Here is a 16952-nt window from a genome sequence, read left to right as displayed (position 1 = left end):
GCGTCCGACGCCGCTAGCGTGGCGGCGTGAATGTGCTGCAGGTGGTGTGTCTCGGGATCGTCGTCGTCGCGACCGTCGTCGGGGTGGCGATCTTTGCGCGTGGTGCGCGCGAGATCGTGCGGACCGTGCGGGTCGGCCGGGCGGCCGGCGGGCGGTGGTCGCCCGTGGGTCCTCGGCTGGCGACGCTGACCCGTGAGGTGCTCGGGCACGGGCGGTTCCAGCACCGGCCGGTGGTCAAGGTGGCGCACTGGGTGGTGATGGTCTCGTTCCCGATCCTGTTCCTCACCCTGGTCACCGGTTACGGGCAGGTGGTCGATCCGGCGTTCACGCTGCCGCTGATCGGGAGCTTCCCGCCGCTGGAGTGGGTGATCGAGGCGATCGCCTGGCTGTCGCTCATCGGCATCTTGGCGCTGATCACCCTGCGGATCCGGCTCGGTTCCCGGGCGAAGAGCTCGCGCTTCTTCGGGTCGAACCAGGGGCAGGCGTTCTTCGTCGAGGCGACCGTGCTCGCTGTCGTGCTGTGCGTGATCCTGCTGCGCGGGCTGGAGTACGCGCTGTACTCCGGGGACGCGTGGCACTTCCCGCTCACCGCCTGGTTCGGGGCGTCGTGGATCGGGGTGGCCCCGGCGACGCTGGAGAACGCGATCGTCGTGATCGCGACCGTGAAGATCGTCGTGTCGATGTCCTGGTTCGTCGTCGTCGGCCTGCAGCCCACGATGGGCGTCGCGTGGCACCGGTTCCTCGCCATCGTGAACGTGTACGCGCGCCGCGACCCGCGCGGTGGGGTCGCTCTCGGTCCCCTCCAGCCGATGACTCTGGGAGGACAGCCGGTCGACCTCGCGGCGCTGGAGGAGCTTCCCGACGACGCCCGCCTCGGGGTCGGCGCCATCGAGGACTTCACGTGGAAGGGCCTGCTCGACTTCTCGACGTGCACCGAGTGCGGCCGCTGCCAGGACCAGTGCCCGGCGTGGGCGACGGGCAAGCCGCTCAGCCCCAAGCTGGTGACCCTCGCGCTGCGGGACCACGCGGCGGCGACGGCTCCGTACCTGCAGGCGGGCTCTCATCAAGGCCTCGACCTGCTGGGGACCGGCGTCATCGACCCCGACGCGCTCTGGGCCTGCACCAGCTGCGGCGCGTGCGTGCAGCAGTGCCCCGTGGACATCGAGCACGTGGACGCGATCGTCGACATGCGGCGCTACCAGGTGCTCATGGAGTCGGCGTTCCCCAAGGAGCTCGGCGGCACCTTCACCAAGCTGGAGCGGCAGGGCAACCCCTGGGGGCTGCCGGCGCGCAACCGCCTCAACTGGGCGAAGGGCCTCGACTTCGAGGTGCCGGTGGTCGGCGTCGACGTGGAGTCCGCGGCGGAGGTCGAGTACCTGTTCTGGGTCGGCTGCGCGGGCGCCTACGAGGACCGCGCGATCCGCACGACGAAGGCCGTCGCGGAGCTGCTGCACACCGCCGGGGTCAGCTTCGCGGTGCTCGGCGACGGGGAGTCCTGCACCGGTGACCCCGCGCGCCGCGCCGGCAACGAGCTCCTGTTCCAGATGCTCGCCAGCGGCAACGTCGAGATGCTCAACGAGGTCGGCGCGCAGCGGATCGTCGTCACCTGCGCGCACTGCTTCAACACCATCTCGCGCGAGTACCCGCAGCTGGGCGGCCGGTACGAGGTGGTCCACCACACCGAGCTGCTGAACACCCTCGTCGCGGACGGCCGGCTGACCCTGCTGCCGTCGACCGACGAGCGCACCGTGACCTACCACGACCCCTGCTACCTGGGCCGGCACAACCAGGTCTACTCCCCGCCGCGCGACCTGCTCGGCGCCATCCCCGGCGTCCAGGTGACGGAGATGCCCCGCAACCGTGAGCAGTCGTTCTGCTGCGGCGGCGGTGGTGCGCGCGTGTGGATGGAGGAGTCCATCGGCACCCGCATCGGCACCGCCCGCGCCGAGGAGGCCATCGCCACCGGAGCCGGCGTCATCGCGACCGCCTGCCCGTTCTGCACGGTCATGCTGAGCGACGGCGTGGCCGCATCCCAGTCCGTCGGCGTCCCCGAGGTCACCGACATCGCCCTGCTGCTGCTCGACCGGGTGCGCGAGTGACCGGCCCACGCAGCACCGAGCAGCGGCGGCAGGACGCGCTGTACCGGCTCGGGCACGACGTCGACGCGTGGGTCGCGACGACGGACACCGACACCGGCGCACCCCGCCTGACGCCGCTGTCGTTCCTGTGGCACGGCGAGACCCTGCTGTTCTCGACGTCGGCCACCAGCCCGACCGCGCGCAACCTGGTCGCCAACCCGTCGGTGCAGGTCGGCGTCGGGCTGACCCGGGACGTCGTGCTCGTGCAGGGGACGATCGAGACGCTGGCGGCGATCTCCGACGAGCTCGGCGACGCGTTCGCCACCAAGAGCGGGTTCGACCCGCGCACCCTGTCCACCGTCTACCCGTACTTCCGGCTCACGCCCCGCACGATCCAGGTGTGGCGCGAGGAGGACGAGCTGGCCGGCCGGTGGGTCATGCGCGCGGGGGCATGGCTCTAGGCCTTGCCCACCTTCCAGTAGCCGCAGAACGTGACGTTGCCCTTCGGGACACCGCGCTCGCTCACCAGGTACCGGCGCGCGCCGGTGGCGATCCTCGACTCGCCGACCGCGAACGCGTAAGGCGTCCCGGGAAGCCAGTCGATCTCCTTGAGCCGATGGAGCGCGGACCCGCCGGCGCCCCGTGGCACCCAGTGCAGGGTCATCCCCGCGGGGGCGTCGACGTCCTGCGCGTCCGCGGCGTCGATGAGCTCGACGATCGCGTGCCCGACGGCGTCGCGCGGCATGTCGCGCAGGATGCCGAGGACGGCGGGCAGGCCGGACTCGTCGGCGACCAGCAGCGACCAGTCCGCCGGGACGGGGGCCCAGCCGCAGCCCTGGTCGATGAACGCGACCTCGGTGCCCGGCTCGACGGACTCGGCCCACGGACCGGCGATCCCGGCCGTGCCGTGGCAGACGAAGTCGATATCGAGCTCCAGCTCGTCGCGCCGGAACGCGCGGACCGTGTAGTTGCGGATGACCGGCCGTGTCGACTTCGGCAGCACCAGGTAGCGCAGGTAGGAGCGGGTGTCGAACTTGTCGGGCAGGTTGTCGAACCGCGCGTGGTCGTCCACCGGCACCGCGAGCCGGAACCACTGGTCGAACCCGCGGTAGTCGAACCGCCGCAGGTCGTCACCGGTGAGGGTCACGCGGACCATGTGCGGGGTGACGCGCTCTGTGCGGGCGACGTTCGCGTGCACCAGGCCGCTGGGGGCGTGCGTGACGGTGATGCTGCTCATCGGGACTCCAGGCTGGGCGACAGGGTGAGGAACGCGAGCTGCGCGCGCTTGTGCGGCAGCTCGATGACGGGGCCGGCGACGAAGCCGGTGCGGGTCATGCGGGTGAGGGCGCGGTCGTTGCGAACGTCGGGCTCGGCGACGATGCGGCGGGCTCCCGGCAGGTCGCGCAGGAACGCGACGAGCGCGCCGAACAGGCGAGCGGAGGACCCGGGGCGGACACGCGCTCCGACGAGCAGGTGGATGCCGACGTCGCCCGGCTGCACGTCGTAGCACTCGCCCAGCGGGTCGTCCGCGGGGTCGTACACCTGCAGGAGCGCGACGGGTTCGCCGCCGCAACGGAGCAGGTAGGCGTGGTGCGTCGGCAGGCTGTCGACGAAGGCGTACGTGTCGCGCAGCTCCTCGCGGCTCAGCTCCGCGAGGCCCCAGAACCTGGTGCCCGGCGCGGTGACCCAGGCGTGGATCGTGTCGAGGTCGGCGTCGGGGTCGAGGACGCAGGTCGCGAGAAGACCGAGCCCGTCGACGAACCGCTCGTCCACGACGGCGCCGCGCGCTCCGGCGGCCAGGGTCACGCTCATCGAGTCTCCTCCTCGAGCAGGTCCCAGTCGGTGACGACCTCGACGGTCTCGGCGGCCACCCACGTCCCCAGCTGGTCGGTCGCGTGCGCGCTCGCCGCGTCTCCGGACGCCCCGAACGGCACTCCCCACCGGCTGCGGCGGCGGTCGCCGAGATCCCAGACCCACCGCGCGACGGACCCGCGCCACGACCGGTCGCTCACGCCTGGGACGCTCGCGGTGCAGCGGACGCAGTCGGTGTCGCCGGACAGCGGGACAGCCTCCACAGCCGGTCCGGGGTAGCCGAGCAGGGTCGGGACGGGCTGGAGGCGGTGGCGGCTCCCCCACCGGGCGCTGACGTCGGAGTCGACGGCCGCTCGTTCCAGCGCTTCGCTCGCCACGGCCACACCGTCGATCCCGACCGCAGCGGCGCCGAGGAGCCGCGGCAGCGAGTCGGCCACCCGCGGTCCGACGCCCAGCCAGAGGTCGAGCAGGGCACCGCGGCCGTGCGGGGCGTGCAGGGGCGCGAGGGCCGGATGAGCGGTGAGCAGCACGGCGACCTCGGTCCGCCAGGCGGCGAAAGCCCCGGCGTCGGCGCTCTCGGCATCCATGTGCCGGTCCCACGCGAGCAGTCGGTCCCGCAGCGCCGCGGCCTCCGGTGACAGCGCGTCGGCCAGACCCACCCACCCCAGCAGTTCATCGGCGCTGCCGAGCAGGGTGTCGCCGTGGATCGCCGCCATGTCCGCGGGCCCGAACGTGCCCCCCGTGTCGAGCAGGTCCCGGATCCGTCGGGCCCGGTACGGCGCCACATACGCGCGGCCGTGGTCCCTCGACGCGGCGGCGGGCTTCTCGTTGGCGTCGACCGCGACACCGAGCACCGGTGCCGGCTCGGCCAGCGGGTGCCACCCGGTCGGCCGCGCGGCCTCCGACCAGGCGTCGTGCGGCAGCCGGCGGTCCCGCGGGGACCGGGTCACGACGAGACCCGCGTCGACGCTCAGCACGGTCCCGTCGGCGTCCGCCGTGAGCACCCGGTTCACGGGGTCGACCCACCCCCGCAGGGCGTCGATGACGTCCTGCGCCGACCGTGACCGGAGCAGCGGCAGCAGGCAGGAGAACCCGACGTCGGAGGCGACGCGGGCAGGGAACCGGACGCTGATCCCGTCGAGGACGAGCGGACCGCGCTCGGTCTCGACCACGTCGACGTCGACGTCGGCGCCGCCGCGGACCCGGATCGTCTCGACGTGCCGGGCCACGGGCGCCCACCCGTCCGGCCCGAGCGCGGAGCGCCCGTCCGGCGAGAGTCGCTCCCGGAACACCTCGACGTGGTGCGCGATCGCGTTGGTGATCCCCCATGCCGCCGTCCCGGTGTGCCCGAAGTGCTGCACGCCCGGCACCCCGGGGAATGCGAGCCCGAGCACGTCGAACTCGTCGCACGCCAGCCTGACCTGCTGGTACACCCCGGGGATCTCGATCATCCGGTGCGGGTCGCCCGCCAGCAGCGGCAGGCCGGACGCCGTCCGCGACCCGTGCAGCGCCCATGCGTTCGAGCCGGACGACGCGGTCTCGGCCGAGTCGAACAGGTCGATGGCGTCCTCGCCGAGCGTCAGCCGGACGTGCTCGTTCCACAGCAGCCGGGGGAACATCGAGAACAGCGCGTGGTTGACGAGCATGATCCCGAGCGGGACCCACGTGGACCAGGGCTCGTGAGGGACAGAGGCGTCGAGGACGTCCTCGTCCAACCCTGCGTTCACGCCCGCCACGTAGGCGTCGACGAACGCGCGGTCCTCGTCGGCGAGCCGTGCGTAGGCCCGCTGGGCGGTGTCCGCCAGGCGCGCACGCCGCGCGAACTGGTCCCACTCGACTCCGTCGGCCCCGATCCGCTCAGCCAACCGCCCTGCAGAACGCCACCGGTCGACCTCGATCTGCCACCCGCGGTCGCGCGCGGTGACCCGTCCCTGCTCGAACGCGAGCGACAAATGGTCCGTCGCCCGCACGTGGGGCACGCCGAGGGCGTCGCGGAAGACGGTCATGCGATGGGGTTGGCGAGCGTGCCCGCGTAGATGAGCGACGACGACTGGTCGGTCAGATCCACCATCTGCAGGGTGTTGCGCAGCTGCAGCCGGTTGAGGCAGGAGTGCGCGAACCGCTCGGCGCGCAGGTCGACGGCGGTCTGGAGCCCGGGGTGGTCGGCCGCGTGCTCGTCGACGCACTCGCGCACGAGCGCCCAGAACTCGCCCTCGGGCAGCACACCGTCCGTGTCGAGGATCGCCGCGAGGTGCCGGAACACCCCGTCGAAGACGTCGGTGAAGATGGCCAGCGCCTGCTCGTCGGCGGGCACCACCTGCCGGACGCGCGCGACGCTGTCGGGCAGCGGGCGAGCACCGAGCACGGCGACCTCCTCCCCGATGTCCTTCATGAGCACACGCGAGACCGCATGCCCGTCGAGCACCAGGATGAGGTTCTCGCCGTGCGGCATGAACGCCAGCTCGTGCACCAGAAGACAGTGCACCAGCGGGCGCAGGTAGGCACGCAGATACCGGCGGACCCAGTCCTCGGGGGCCAGCCCCGACGCCCGCACGCAGGCCGTGACGAACGCGTCGCCGTCGGCGTCCCGGTGCAGCAGCGCGGCCATCGTCGCCAGGCTCTCGGTCGGCCCCACCAGCGGCACGGGGCTCTCGCGCCACAGGGCGGCGAGCATCTTGCGGTGCGCGCTGGGTGCCGGCGTCCGGTGGTAGACGTCCCCGGTGTAGCCGACGGACACCCGCTCCCGGAGCACCTGGAAGCCGCACGCGGCCAGCGTCGGGTCTTCGCTGACCAGCTCGAAGACCCAGTCGTTGATGGCCGGGGTCGCCCGCATGTACGCCGGCGACAGGCCGCGCAGGAACCCCATGTTCTGGATGGCCAGCGCCACCTTGACGTAGTGCCGGTCGGGCCGCGTGGTGTTGAACAGCGTCCTGATCGACTGCTGGGCCGCGTAGTCGTCGTCGGCGGTGCCCAGCGGCACCAGGTCGCGACGCGCGACGTCGGGCGCGAACGTCACCGCCACCCGGTGCTCCCACTGCCACGGGTGCACGGGCAGGTACCGGTAGTCGGCGGGGTCCTCGCCTTCCGAGAGCAGCACCGCCTCGAACCGGTCCAGGGTCCGCGCTCCGAGCTCGTCGAGGTAGAACGCGTCCTCGTCGAGACCGGACCCCATCGCGAGGTGGCTCGCCGCCGTGCGCACCCCGAGCCACAGCGGGCGGATCGGCGCACCGGCCTCGGGCGAGTACGCGGCGTGCTCGTCGACCCCGAAGCCGATCCGGCCGTTGTTGGCGACGAACGACGGGTGGCCCTCGGTCATCGCGCGCTCGACGGTCGGCAGGTCGGCGTGCAGGAGGTCCGACGCCGACGGCCCGCCGTGGTGGGCCTTGAACGCGGCGCTGGCCAGCGTGGACGACAGCTCCTCCAGGTACACCGCGAGCAGCGCGTCGGGGATCTGCAGCAACGGCTGCAGCTCGAGCACCAGCGCGAGGGCGTCGAGTTCCGCCTCGACCCCGTCGACCGTCCGCGTCAGCGAGGCCTCGTCAATAGCCCAGTGCTCGAGCGCCAGCCGGCGGGCACGGAACCGGTAGTCGACGCCCCCGAGGGTCACGCGGTACCCCTCGCCGTCGGGCACGGGAGCGAGCAGGCGCTCGTGCGCGAACTCCGACAGCGCCTTGGTGACCAGGTGGCGGTGCGCGACGGCCATCGCCGTGGGGTTGAGGTGCGGCGCGAGGGCCGGTCGGGTGAGCAGCTCGGTCATCGTCGGCTCCCGGCGGTCACGGCGGCGGAGAAGTCCTCAGGCGTGCACACGGCCAACGAGGCGCGCTTGCCGGGCAGGTCGATCTCGCGCAGCACACGGAACCCGACCTCGGCGTTCTTCGCCGCGACCCGCACGTTGCGCACGTCGGGCTCGACGACGACCCGCGTGGCCAGCAGCTCGTCGAAGCAGAACGCAACGGTCGCCCGCATGACGTCGGAGGTCAGCCCGTGGACGGGCGCACCGGTCGGCGGTGCGACCAGCAGGTGCATCCCCAGGTCGCCGGTCCGGACCTCGGGCACGCCCGCGAGCAGCACCGTGGTCGGCTCGTAGGTCTCGACGAGGAACGTCGGCTCGTCGTCGACGAACCCGAGCCACGCGTCCTGCCGGGGGTCGGCTGCGACCGCGGCGAGGTACGCGCGGACGTCGTCGAGCGACAGCCCGCCCATCTGCCAGAACGCGGACGCGGGATGCGTGAACCACCCGTGCACGAGCGAGGCGTACCCCCGGTCCAGCGGCAGGATCGCGATGCTCATCGGACCGTCACCCCCGCCGGCACCCCGAACTCCTGGAACGCGATCCGGCGCTCGACCGGGTAGACCTCACGGCCCGTGATCGACGCGAGGATCGACGAGTTCCGCCACGCCCCGAAGCCGAGGTCCGGAGCGGTCAGCCCGTGGGTGTGCTCCTCGGCGTTCTGCACGAACACGCGGCCGCGCCCGCCGTCGACCGAGTAGTCCCGCGCGACCGCGAACCGCCCGGTGTCGTCCCAGTCGAGCAGGTGCCGGATGCCCAGCACGAAGTCGGGCACCTGAGCGGCGTAGCCGGTGGCCAGCACCAGCGCGTCGGTCCGGCGCTCGTAGACCTCGTCCAGCTGGGCGTGGCGCAGGGTCACCGTGAACGCACCGCCGTACCAGTCCGCGCCCAGCAGCTCGGTGTCGGTGAGCAGGGTCGTCGGCACCGGTCCGTCGAGGCTCAGCCGGTAGAGGGTGTCGAAGATGTCGTCGACCAGGTCCCCGCTGATGCCCTTGTAGAGGGAACGCTGCTCGCGTCCGAGCCGCTTGCGCACGTCCGCCGGGAGCGCGTGGAAGTGGTCGGTGTACTCCGGCGAGGTCAGCTCCAGCGTGAGCTTCGTGTACTCCATCGGGAAGAACCGCGGCGACCGCGTGACCCAGTCGAGCCGGTCGGTGGTGCCCAGCAGGTCGCGGTAGATCTCCGCCGCGGACTGCCCGCTGCCGACGACCGTCACCGACCCGGCGGCGCGCAGGGCGTCCCGGTGCGTGAGGTAGTCGGCGCTGTGCACCACGGGCCCCCGGACCGTCTCCGGCTGCACGGGCTGCGTGCCGACGCCGAGCACCACGTGCCGGCCGCGGTACGTCTCGCCCCGGTCCGTCGTGACGACGTAGTGGTCGCCCTCCTGCTCGAGGCCGACGACCCGACGACCCCACCGCAGCGACGGCAGCTGCGCGGCGACCCACCGGCAGTAGCGGTCGTACTCCGCACGCAGCGGGTAGAAGCTCTCGCGGATGTAGAACGGGTAGAGCCGCCCGGTCGCCTTGAGGTGGTTGAGGAACGAGTACGGCGAGGTGGGGTCGGCCATCGAGACCAGGTCCGCGAGGAACGGGACCTGGATCGTGGCGCCCTCGATCATCATCCCGGGGTGCCAGCGGAACTCGTCGGCCGCGTCGAGGAACACCGCGTCGAGCTCGTCCAGCGGAGCGCTCAGGGCGGCGAGCCCGAGGTTGAACGGCCCGATGCCGATGCCGACGACGTCGTGGACCCTCTCGTGGACAGTCACAGCGCACCCACCTCCGCTGCAGTGACCAGGTCGTCGCCCTCGACCAGCGCCGCACCCGCGCCGCGGACCAGGTCGAGCACCGCGCGTACGTCGTCGAGCGTCGTCTCGGGGTTGAGCAGCGTGAGCTTGAGGCACGGCCGCCCGTCCACCACGGTCTTGGCGACGGCCGCGCGCCCCGACTCGAACAGCACGCGCCGCACCAGCGGCACCAGGCGGTCGGCCTGCGCGTCCGTGACGTCGACCGGCTGGTAGCGGAACAGGACGGTGCTGAGCTCCGTGCGACCGACCAGCTCGAGGTCGACGTCGCGCTCGATCTCGTCGTGCACCCGCGCGGCAAGGTCCAGGACCGCGTCGAACATCTCCCCGATGCCGTCGGCGCCCAGCGCGCGCAGCGTGGTCCACAGCTTGAGCGCGTCGAACCGGCGGGTCGTCTGCAGCGACTTGTCCACCTGGTTGGGCTCCTCGGCGTCCGCGGGGTTGAGGTAGTCCGCGTGCCAGGTGACGTGCCGCAGGTCCTCCGGCCGGGACACGAGCACCGCGCTCGACGACACCGGCTGGAAGAAGCTCTTGTGGAAGTCGACCGTGACCGACCGCGCGCGCTCGATGCCGTCCAGCAGGTGCCGCCGCGTCGGTGAGACCAGCAGCCCGCACCCGTAGGCGGCGTCGACGTGGAGCCAGACGCCCGCGCGGTCGCACTCGTCCGCGATCAGGGCCAGCGGGTCGAGGCAGCCGCGGTCGGTCGTCCCGGCGGTCGCGACGACGCACATGGCCACCCGGTCGATCGCCGCGAGCGTGTCCAGCGCCCCCGCCAGCGCGGCGGGGTCCATCCGGCCGCGGGCGTCGGTCCGCACGAGCAGGACCGCGTCGTCACCGAGCCCCAGCAGGCGCGCGGACTTCTGCACGCTGAAGTGGCTGGACGCGGTGGCGACGATGACGAGCCGGCGCGCGGCGTCGGCACGGCTGTCCCCCGCGGCCACCCGGGCCGCGATCGCCGTCTCGCGCGCCAGCAGCAGCGCCTGCAGGTTCGACTGCGTGCCGCCCGACGTGAACACCCCGTCCCCGGCGGCGAACCCGATCCGCCCGCACGTCCAGTCGACCAGCTTGCGCTCCATGAGCGTGCCGATCGTCGACTGGTCGTAGGTGTCGAGGGACGGGTTGACCGCCGCGACGATCGCCTCGGCGACCACGGCCGGCACCGCCACCGGGCAGTTGAGGTGGGCCGCGTAGGCCGGGTGATGGAACCAGACCGCGTGCTCGCCGACGAGGTCGTCGGCCTCCCGCAGCGCCGAGCGCGTGCCCAGACCGTCGGCGTCGAGGTCGACCGCGTCGACCAGCTCCTGGAGCTGCGCCCGGCTGGCCCCCGAGAACGGTTGCGCGGTGTCGCGCAGCCGGCCGGCGAGCCGGTCGACGGTCTCGCGCATCGCCTCCACGTAGCGGTCGGCGGACGTGGCGGAGAGCAGCTGGTGCACGCGGAGAGCCCCTTCTCGGCGAAAGACGATCGCGATCTTAGGTGATCCTAAGTAAGCATCGCCTAACGTAGCGGAATCCGGACAGCCGTCAACCCGCAGTCCACCTGTCGCCGTTCGTCGAATCGATACGTTCTCGCCCGGGAAGGCGCTATCCCTCCGCCGCCTCAGATGTCACGATGGAACCCGTGACAGACGGCCCCCAGCCCTATCTCGCCGTGATCGACATCGACGGCGCCCACCCGGTCCGTTCGGTGTTCCGCCTCCTCGGAGCCCACCGCAAGCGCGTGCTCACGGCAGTCGCGTTCTTCACGATGAAGGACGTCCCGCTCTGGCTGATGCCGGTGATCACGGGCAAGGTCATCGACGTCGTCGTCGCGGGCGGCCCGACGAGCGAGCTGTGGCTCTGGGCCGCGATCGCTGTCGCTGCGCTCGTGCAGAACTACCCGAACCACGTGCAGTGGACCAAGCTCTTCATGGGCGCGGTCCGCGAGATCGGCGCCGACCTGCGCAACGGGCTCACCTCGCGGCTGCAGAGCCTCTCGATCGGCTTCCACTCACGCGTCAGCGCGTCGATCGTGCAGACCAAGGTGGTGCGCGACGTCGAGAACGTCGAGGTGATGCTCCAGCAGATCGCCCACCCGCTGCTGTCCGCGACGATGGTGATGCTCGGCGCGATCGTCATGACCGCGCTGGCCGTCCCGGAGTTCCTGCCCGTCTACGCGCTGACCATCCCGCTCGCCGTGCTCCTGCGGTTCGTCCTGGCGCGACGGTCCCGCGAGCGCAACGAGTCCTTCCGCCGCGAGGTCGAGCACTTCTCCGCCCGCGTCGGCGAGATGGCCACCCTCATGCCGATCACGCGCGCGCACGGACTCGAGGCCACCGCGGAGGAGCGCGTCGCCGTCGGCGCCGAGGGCGTCCGGTCCGCCGGGTACCGCCTCGACGTGCTCAACGGCCGGTTCGCGTCGCTCAGCTGGGTGAGCCTGCAGCTGCTCGGCGTGCTCTGCCTCGTGCTCGCCGCCTGGGTGTCGATCACCGGGATCATCACCATCTCGGCCGGCCAGGTGGTTCTGCTCAGCTCCTACTTCGCCCTCATCACCGGGTCCGTCACCAACCTGCTCATGCTCGTGCCCATCGGCGCCAAGGGCCTCGAGTCGGTCCGGTCCATCGCCGAGGTCATGCAGGAGCCCGACCTCGAGGTGAACGCCGGCAAGCGTCGCGTCGACAGCGTGGACGGCCGGCTGACCCTCGAGCAGGTGCACTTCCGCTACCCCGACGCCGAGGCCGACGCCCTCGACGGGATCGACCTGACCATCGAGGCCGGCCAGACCGTCGCGTTCGTCGGCCCGTCCGGCTCCGGCAAGTCGACCGTGCTCAACCTGGCGCTCGGCTTCCTGCGACCCACCGGCGGCCGGCTGCTGCTCGACGGCGTCGACACCGCCCTGCTCGACCTGCGCTCCGTCCGCACGCACGTGTCCGTCGTGCCCCAGGAGTCCGTGCTGTTCGAGGGGTCCATCCGCGACAACGTCGCCTACGGCCTGCCGAAGGTGTCCGACCAGCGCGTCCGCCAGGCGCTCGTCGACGCGAACGCCGCCGAGATCGTCGACGCCCTGCCCGACGGCTGGGACACGGTCGTCGGCGAGCGCGGCGCCCGGCTGTCCGGCGGCCAGCGGCAGCGCATCGCCATCGCCCGCGCCCTCGTCCGTGACCCGCGCATCCTGCTGCTCGACGAGGCGACCTCCGCCCTCGACCCTGAGTCCGAGGCCCTCGTCAAGGAGGCCCTCGCACGGCTCATGCGCGGACGCACCACGCTCGTCGTCGCGCACCGGTTGTCGACGATCCGCTCCGCCGACCGCATCGTCGTCCTCGACGACGCCCGCGTGGTCGAGGTCGGCACGCACGACGACCTGCTCGCCGCCGACGGCCGCTACGCCCGGCTCCAGCGCGCCCAGCAGGTCTGATCGCTCAGCGCTCGTACGCCCAGGTGGGGTCGGTGAGCATGCGGGCGATCGCCAGGCCGATGGCCAGCGCGGCCACGATGAGCGCGGCCTCGACCCCGAACGCGAGGGCCTCGACGGTGTTGCCGTTGGAGATGTGGAACACCGCCCGGTAGGCGAGGACGCCCGGCACCATGATCGTGACGGCCGGGACGTAGACGGTGATGCGGGGGACGTCGAGCCGTGGCGCGATGACCGCGGCGAGCAGCCCGACGACCAGGGCCGCGACGGCCGCGGCCGCCTGCGGGGGCACGTGCGCCTCGACGATCTCGATGCGCAGCACGTTCGCCAGCATGCCGACCCCGGCCGCCGCGAGCGCGATGCGCCACGGGCTGTTGAACATGAGCGCGAACCCGAGCACGCCGAGGAAGCTGGCGACGAAGCGCAGCGCGAGCAGGAGGCCCGGGTCGAGGCTCGGCGCCGCCGGCGGGTCCGGGCTGAGACCGACCACCAACGACACCGCCCACAGCGCGAGCGCCGCGGACGTCAGGATCATCAGTGCGTGCACCAGGCGCGCGATCCCCGCCGAGAAGTCCAGCTTGGCCAGGTCGAGGAAGCCGGTGACCAGCGGGAACCCGGGGACCAGGAACAGCACGGCCGAGACGTACCCCGCCTCGTGGCCGACCCCCACGGCGTCCGTGGCCTGGAGCACCCACACGAAGCCGAGGTAGCCCAGGCACGCCACGGTGGCGGAGAGCATGGTGACGCCGAACTGGTTGAACCCGCGGTGGAGCATCGTGCGGCGCAGCGCCTGGCCGAGGAACGCGCCGACGAAGACGCCGACGATCTCGGTGACTCCGCCGCTGTTCAGGAACGAGAACGCCGCACAGGCCATCGCGGCCCACAGTGCGTTGAGGACCACCGGGTACAGCGGCGGCTTGTCGGCGATGCGATCCAGCTCACCGGTGACCTCGTCGGGCGTGACGTGACCCGCGGCGTCCACGCGACCCGCCAAGTGCTCCAGCTCGGTGAGCCGGTCGACGTTGACGCCGATGGAGCGCACCTCGGTCACCTCGGTGCGGAAGCTGGGTCCGCGGTGCGACGTCGTCGTGATCTCCGTCAGGGTCACGTGCGCCTCGTGCCGGTCGATGCCCAGCGCCCTGGCGATCCGGGCCATGGAGGCCTTGACCCGGTACGAGCCCGTGCCGGCCGACAGGCTCAGTCGCCCGACCCGCAGCACGACACCGGACCGACGGATCAGCTCGAGCTCGTCGTCGTCCGGAACGGTGGGCACAGACCCATGATGGCCTGCCTCAGCCCTCCGACGTCGTCGGGGCACCGTCCCCCACGATCCGCAGCAACCGCAGCAGCTCCGCCTGCTCGTCGGCGGACAACCGCCCCAACCGCTCGGCCGCCCCTTCGTGCCGCTGCGCGGAGATCGCCTCCAACAACGCGTGCCCCTCAGGCGTCAGCTCCAGCAGCGTCGCGCGCCGGTCCGTCGGGTCGGGCAGCCGCCGGACCAGCCCGTGCTCCTCGGCGAGGTCCACCTTCGAGGTCACCGACCGCGGCGCGACGTCGAGGGCCGCGGCCAGCTCACCGAGCCGGCGCGGCCCGTCGCACCGCTCGAGGGTGCGCAGCAGCCGCAGCTGCCCGGGCGTGGTGCCCTGCAGCTCGAGCCGGGCGGCGGCGTCGCGACGTACGCCACGGAGCACGCCGTACAGGAGCTCGAGGAGCTCTCCGGAGCCGTCGGAGGAGGTCACGGCGGCGAGACTACCGCAACTTGTGATCCAGGCACATAGTGAGTTAACCTCACCATCGGCCCACAAGGCCCAGGACCAAGGAGGTGGGCCCGTGTCGATGACTTCCGGCAGCCCCAACATGCGCAGCTTCGCCAAGGACCGCACGGTCGCGGACCACAAGCTGACCCGCGACACCCTCGTGCGGATCCTGGGGTTCGCGCGCCCGTATCGCGGCAGGCTCGCGGTCTTCGTCGCGCTCATCGCCGTCGAGGCGGCGGCCGGCGCGGTCACGCCCCTGCTGTTCAAGACCCTCATCGACGACGGCATCACGGCCGGCAACACCGAGGTCGTCCTCACCGTCGCCGCGGTCGTCGCACTGCTCGCGATCCTCACGGCGGGGCTGGCCGTCGCCGACCGCTGGGTGTCGTCGCAGGTGGGCGAGGGCCTGATCAGCGACCTGCGCACCGAGGTCTTCGACCACGTGCAGCGCATGCCGCTGGCGTTCTTCAGCCGGGCCAAGACCGGCGCGCTCGTGCAGCGCCTCAACGGCGACGTGCTCGGCGCGCAGCAGGCGTTCACGTCGACCCTGCAGAACGTGGTGAGCAACTCGCTGACCATCGTGTTCGTGCTCGCGGCCATGCTCAGCATGTCCTGGCAGCTGACCCTGCTCAGCCTGGTCCTGCTGCCGGCGTTCATCTTCCCGGCCCGCTGGTTCGGCACGAAGATCGCCGCGATCACGCGGGAGAGCTACGCCCTGAACGCCGACGCCGCGCAGATCATGAACGAGCGGTTCAACGTCGCGGGTGCGCACCTGGTCAAGATCTTCGGCGACCCGCAGCGCGAGTCCCGGAACTACGCCGACCAGGTCGGCCGCGTCCGCGACATCGGCGTCACCCGCGCGCTGTACTCCACCTGGTTCCGCGTCGGCCTGACCACCCTCGCGTCCGTCGCGGTCGCCATCGTCTACGGCCTCGGCGGCGTGATGGCGATCCGCGGGCAGCTCACCGTCGGTGTCGTCGTCGCGCTGACCGCCTACCTCGGCCGCCTGTACGGCCCGCTGACCGCGATGTCCAACGTCCAGGTCGACGTGATGACCGCGCTGGTCAGCTTCGAGCGCGTGCTCGAGGTGCTGGACCTGGAGCCGACGGTCGCGGAGAAGCCGGACGCGATCGACCTCGGTGCGGAGAAGGAGAAGCACGGCGCGACGGTCGAGCTCGACGCGGTCAGCTTCCGGTACCCGGGTGCCGACGAGGTCTCGCTCGCGTCCCTGGAGTCCGTCGCGACCCTGCAGGTCGAGATCAACCAGAACACCCTCGACGACGTCAGCCTCACCGTCCCTGCGGGCCACCTGGTCGCGCTCGTCGGCCACTCGGGCGCCGGGAAGACGACCATCTCCCAGCTGGTCACCCGCATGTACGACCCGACGGCGGGCTCGGTGCGGATCGCCGGCGCCGACCTGCGGGACGTCACCCAGGCCTCGCTGCGCGCGACGGTCGGCGTGGTCAGCCAGGAGGCCCACCTCTTCCACGACACCATCGCGGAGAACCTGCGCTACGCCCGTCCGGAGGCCACGGACGCCGACATCGAGCGCGCGCTGGAGCAGGCGCACATCGCGGACCTCGTCGCGACGCTTCCCGACGGCATCCACACCGTCGTCGGCGACCGCGGCTACCGGCTGTCCGGCGGCGAGCGGCAGCGCCTCGCGATCGCCCGCATGCTGCTCAAGGCACCCGACGTCGTCATCCTCGACGAGGCCACCGCGCACCTCGACTCCGGCTCGGAGGCCGCGGTCCAGGCCGCGCTCGACGAGGCCCTGACCGGACGCACCAGCATCGTCATCGCCCACCGCCTGTCCACCGTGCGAGCCGCCGACTCGATCGTCGTCCTGGACCACGGGCGGGTCGTCGACCAAGGCACGCACGTCGAGCTGCTCGCCCGTGGGGGCGTGTACGCGGAGCTGTACCGCACGCAGTTCGAGGGCAGCGCTACGGTCGCCGCATGATCGGACGCATCGACGAGGTGGTCTTCGACTGCGCGAACCCGGCGGTCCTCGTGCGTTTCTGGGCCGACGTGCTCGGCGGCACCCCGGTGGGACGCAACGAAGGCTGGCACTACGTCGACCCGCCGGGCTGGACGCGAGTCGCGTTCCAGCGCGTGCCCGAGGGCAAGGTGGTGAAGAACCGCGTGCACCTCGACGTCGAGGTCGACGACATCCCGGCCGCGACCGCTCAGGCGGAGGCGCTCGGCGCGACGAGGGTCGGCGAGATCCACGTCGACACCGCCGGCTCGTTCCAGGTGCTGCTCGACCCCGAGGGCAACGAGTGGTGCGTGGTGAAGCCGGCGACCTCCAGCCCCGGCTAGCGTGAAC

At 72.1% G+C, this 16952-nt stretch carries 14 protein-coding genes; 5 read left to right on the top strand and 9 right to left on the bottom strand.

Annotated features, from left to right (window positions below; genetic code table 11):
- Positions 1–26: 26 nt before the first annotated feature.
- Together J2X26_RS18825 and J2X26_RS18820 are read left to right on the top strand one after the other, a co-directional pair.
- A complete protein-coding gene (locus tag J2X26_RS18825) occupies positions 27–2099 on the top strand; it encodes a (Fe-S)-binding protein (protein WP_307494235.1) in 2073 nt (690 codons plus the stop codon).
- On the top strand, positions 2096–2539 hold the full coding sequence (locus J2X26_RS18820) for a pyridoxamine 5'-phosphate oxidase family protein (RefSeq protein WP_307494234.1): 444 nt from the start codon (positions 2096–2098) through the stop codon (positions 2537–2539). The genes J2X26_RS18825 and J2X26_RS18820 overlap by 4 nt, the downstream gene beginning before the upstream one ends.
- Here the strand turns inward: J2X26_RS18820 and J2X26_RS18815 are convergent.
- The 7 genes from J2X26_RS18815 to J2X26_RS18785 are packed head-to-tail and all read right to left on the bottom strand — an operon-like array spanning position 2536 to position 10911.
- A complete protein-coding gene (locus tag J2X26_RS18815) occupies positions 2536–3315 on the bottom strand; it encodes a siderophore-interacting protein (RefSeq protein ID WP_307494233.1) in 780 nt (259 codons plus the stop codon). The genes J2X26_RS18820 and J2X26_RS18815 overlap by 4 nt on opposite strands.
- Complete coding sequence (locus J2X26_RS18810; RefSeq protein ID WP_307494232.1) at positions 3312–3890, bottom strand: GNAT family N-acetyltransferase; 579 nt, start codon at positions 3888–3890, stop codon at positions 3312–3314. The genes J2X26_RS18815 and J2X26_RS18810 overlap by 4 nt, the downstream gene beginning before the upstream one ends.
- Positions 3887–5896 (bottom strand): penicillin acylase family protein, encoded by a 2010-nt coding sequence (locus tag J2X26_RS18805; RefSeq protein WP_307494231.1) that lies wholly within the window; start codon positions 5894–5896, stop codon positions 3887–3889. Before J2X26_RS18805 ends, J2X26_RS18810 begins: the two co-directional genes overlap by 4 nt.
- Positions 5893–7647: an IucA/IucC family protein gene (locus tag J2X26_RS18800; protein ID WP_307494230.1), complete on the bottom strand. Its 1755-nt coding sequence runs from the start codon at positions 7645–7647 to the stop codon at positions 5893–5895. Before J2X26_RS18800 ends, J2X26_RS18805 begins: the two co-directional genes overlap by 4 nt.
- A complete protein-coding gene (locus J2X26_RS18795; protein WP_307494229.1) occupies positions 7644–8180 on the bottom strand; it encodes a GNAT family N-acetyltransferase in 537 nt (178 codons plus the stop codon). Before J2X26_RS18795 ends, J2X26_RS18800 begins: the two co-directional genes overlap by 4 nt.
- Positions 8177–9442, bottom strand: a complete 1266-nt coding sequence (locus J2X26_RS18790) for a lysine N(6)-hydroxylase/L-ornithine N(5)-oxygenase family protein (RefSeq protein WP_307494228.1) — start codon at positions 9440–9442, stop codon at positions 8177–8179. Before J2X26_RS18790 ends, J2X26_RS18795 begins: the two co-directional genes overlap by 4 nt.
- A complete protein-coding gene (locus J2X26_RS18785; RefSeq protein ID WP_439897874.1) occupies positions 9439–10911 on the bottom strand; it encodes a pyridoxal phosphate-dependent decarboxylase family protein in 1473 nt (490 codons plus the stop codon). Before J2X26_RS18785 ends, J2X26_RS18790 begins: the two co-directional genes overlap by 4 nt.
- A gap of 185 nt (positions 10912–11096) precedes the next feature.
- Here J2X26_RS18785 and J2X26_RS18780 point away from each other — a divergent pair, with 185 nt between their 5' ends.
- Positions 11097–12869 (top strand): ABC transporter ATP-binding protein, encoded by a 1773-nt coding sequence (locus J2X26_RS18780; RefSeq protein WP_307494227.1) that lies wholly within the window; start codon positions 11097–11099, stop codon positions 12867–12869.
- A 4-nt stretch (positions 12870–12873) separates the two neighbouring features.
- On the opposite strand, the gene J2X26_RS18775 is transcribed toward J2X26_RS18780, so the two are convergent.
- The gene (locus tag J2X26_RS18775; RefSeq protein WP_307494225.1) at positions 12874–14139 is read right to left on the bottom strand and encodes a threonine/serine ThrE exporter family protein; all 1266 of its coding nucleotides are present in this window, start codon (positions 14137–14139) and stop codon (positions 12874–12876) included.
- 19 nt (positions 14140–14158) lie between these two features.
- The gene (locus J2X26_RS18770) at positions 14159–14605 is read right to left on the bottom strand and encodes a MarR family winged helix-turn-helix transcriptional regulator (protein ID WP_307494224.1); all 447 of its coding nucleotides are present in this window, start codon (positions 14603–14605) and stop codon (positions 14159–14161) included.
- 97 nt (positions 14606–14702) lie between these two features.
- Here J2X26_RS18770 and J2X26_RS18765 point away from each other — a divergent pair, with 97 nt between their 5' ends.
- Positions 14703–16586 carry an ABC transporter ATP-binding protein gene (locus J2X26_RS18765; RefSeq protein ID WP_307494557.1) on the top strand — a complete coding sequence of 628 codons (1884 nt, stop codon included), beginning with the start codon at positions 14703–14705 and terminating at the stop codon, positions 16584–16586.
- Positions 16583–16945 carry a VOC family protein gene (locus tag J2X26_RS18760; RefSeq protein ID WP_307494223.1) on the top strand — a complete coding sequence of 121 codons (363 nt, stop codon included), beginning with the start codon at positions 16583–16585 and terminating at the stop codon, positions 16943–16945. Before J2X26_RS18765 ends, J2X26_RS18760 begins: the two co-directional genes overlap by 4 nt.
- Positions 16946–16952: the final 7 nt, after the last annotated feature.

Source organism: Cellulomonas humilata, assembly GCF_030814415.1.
Lineage (GTDB): Bacteria > Actinomycetota > Actinomycetes > Actinomycetales > Cellulomonadaceae > Cellulomonas > Cellulomonas humilata_A.
This window is presented reverse-complemented; position numbering and strand designations above follow the sequence as displayed.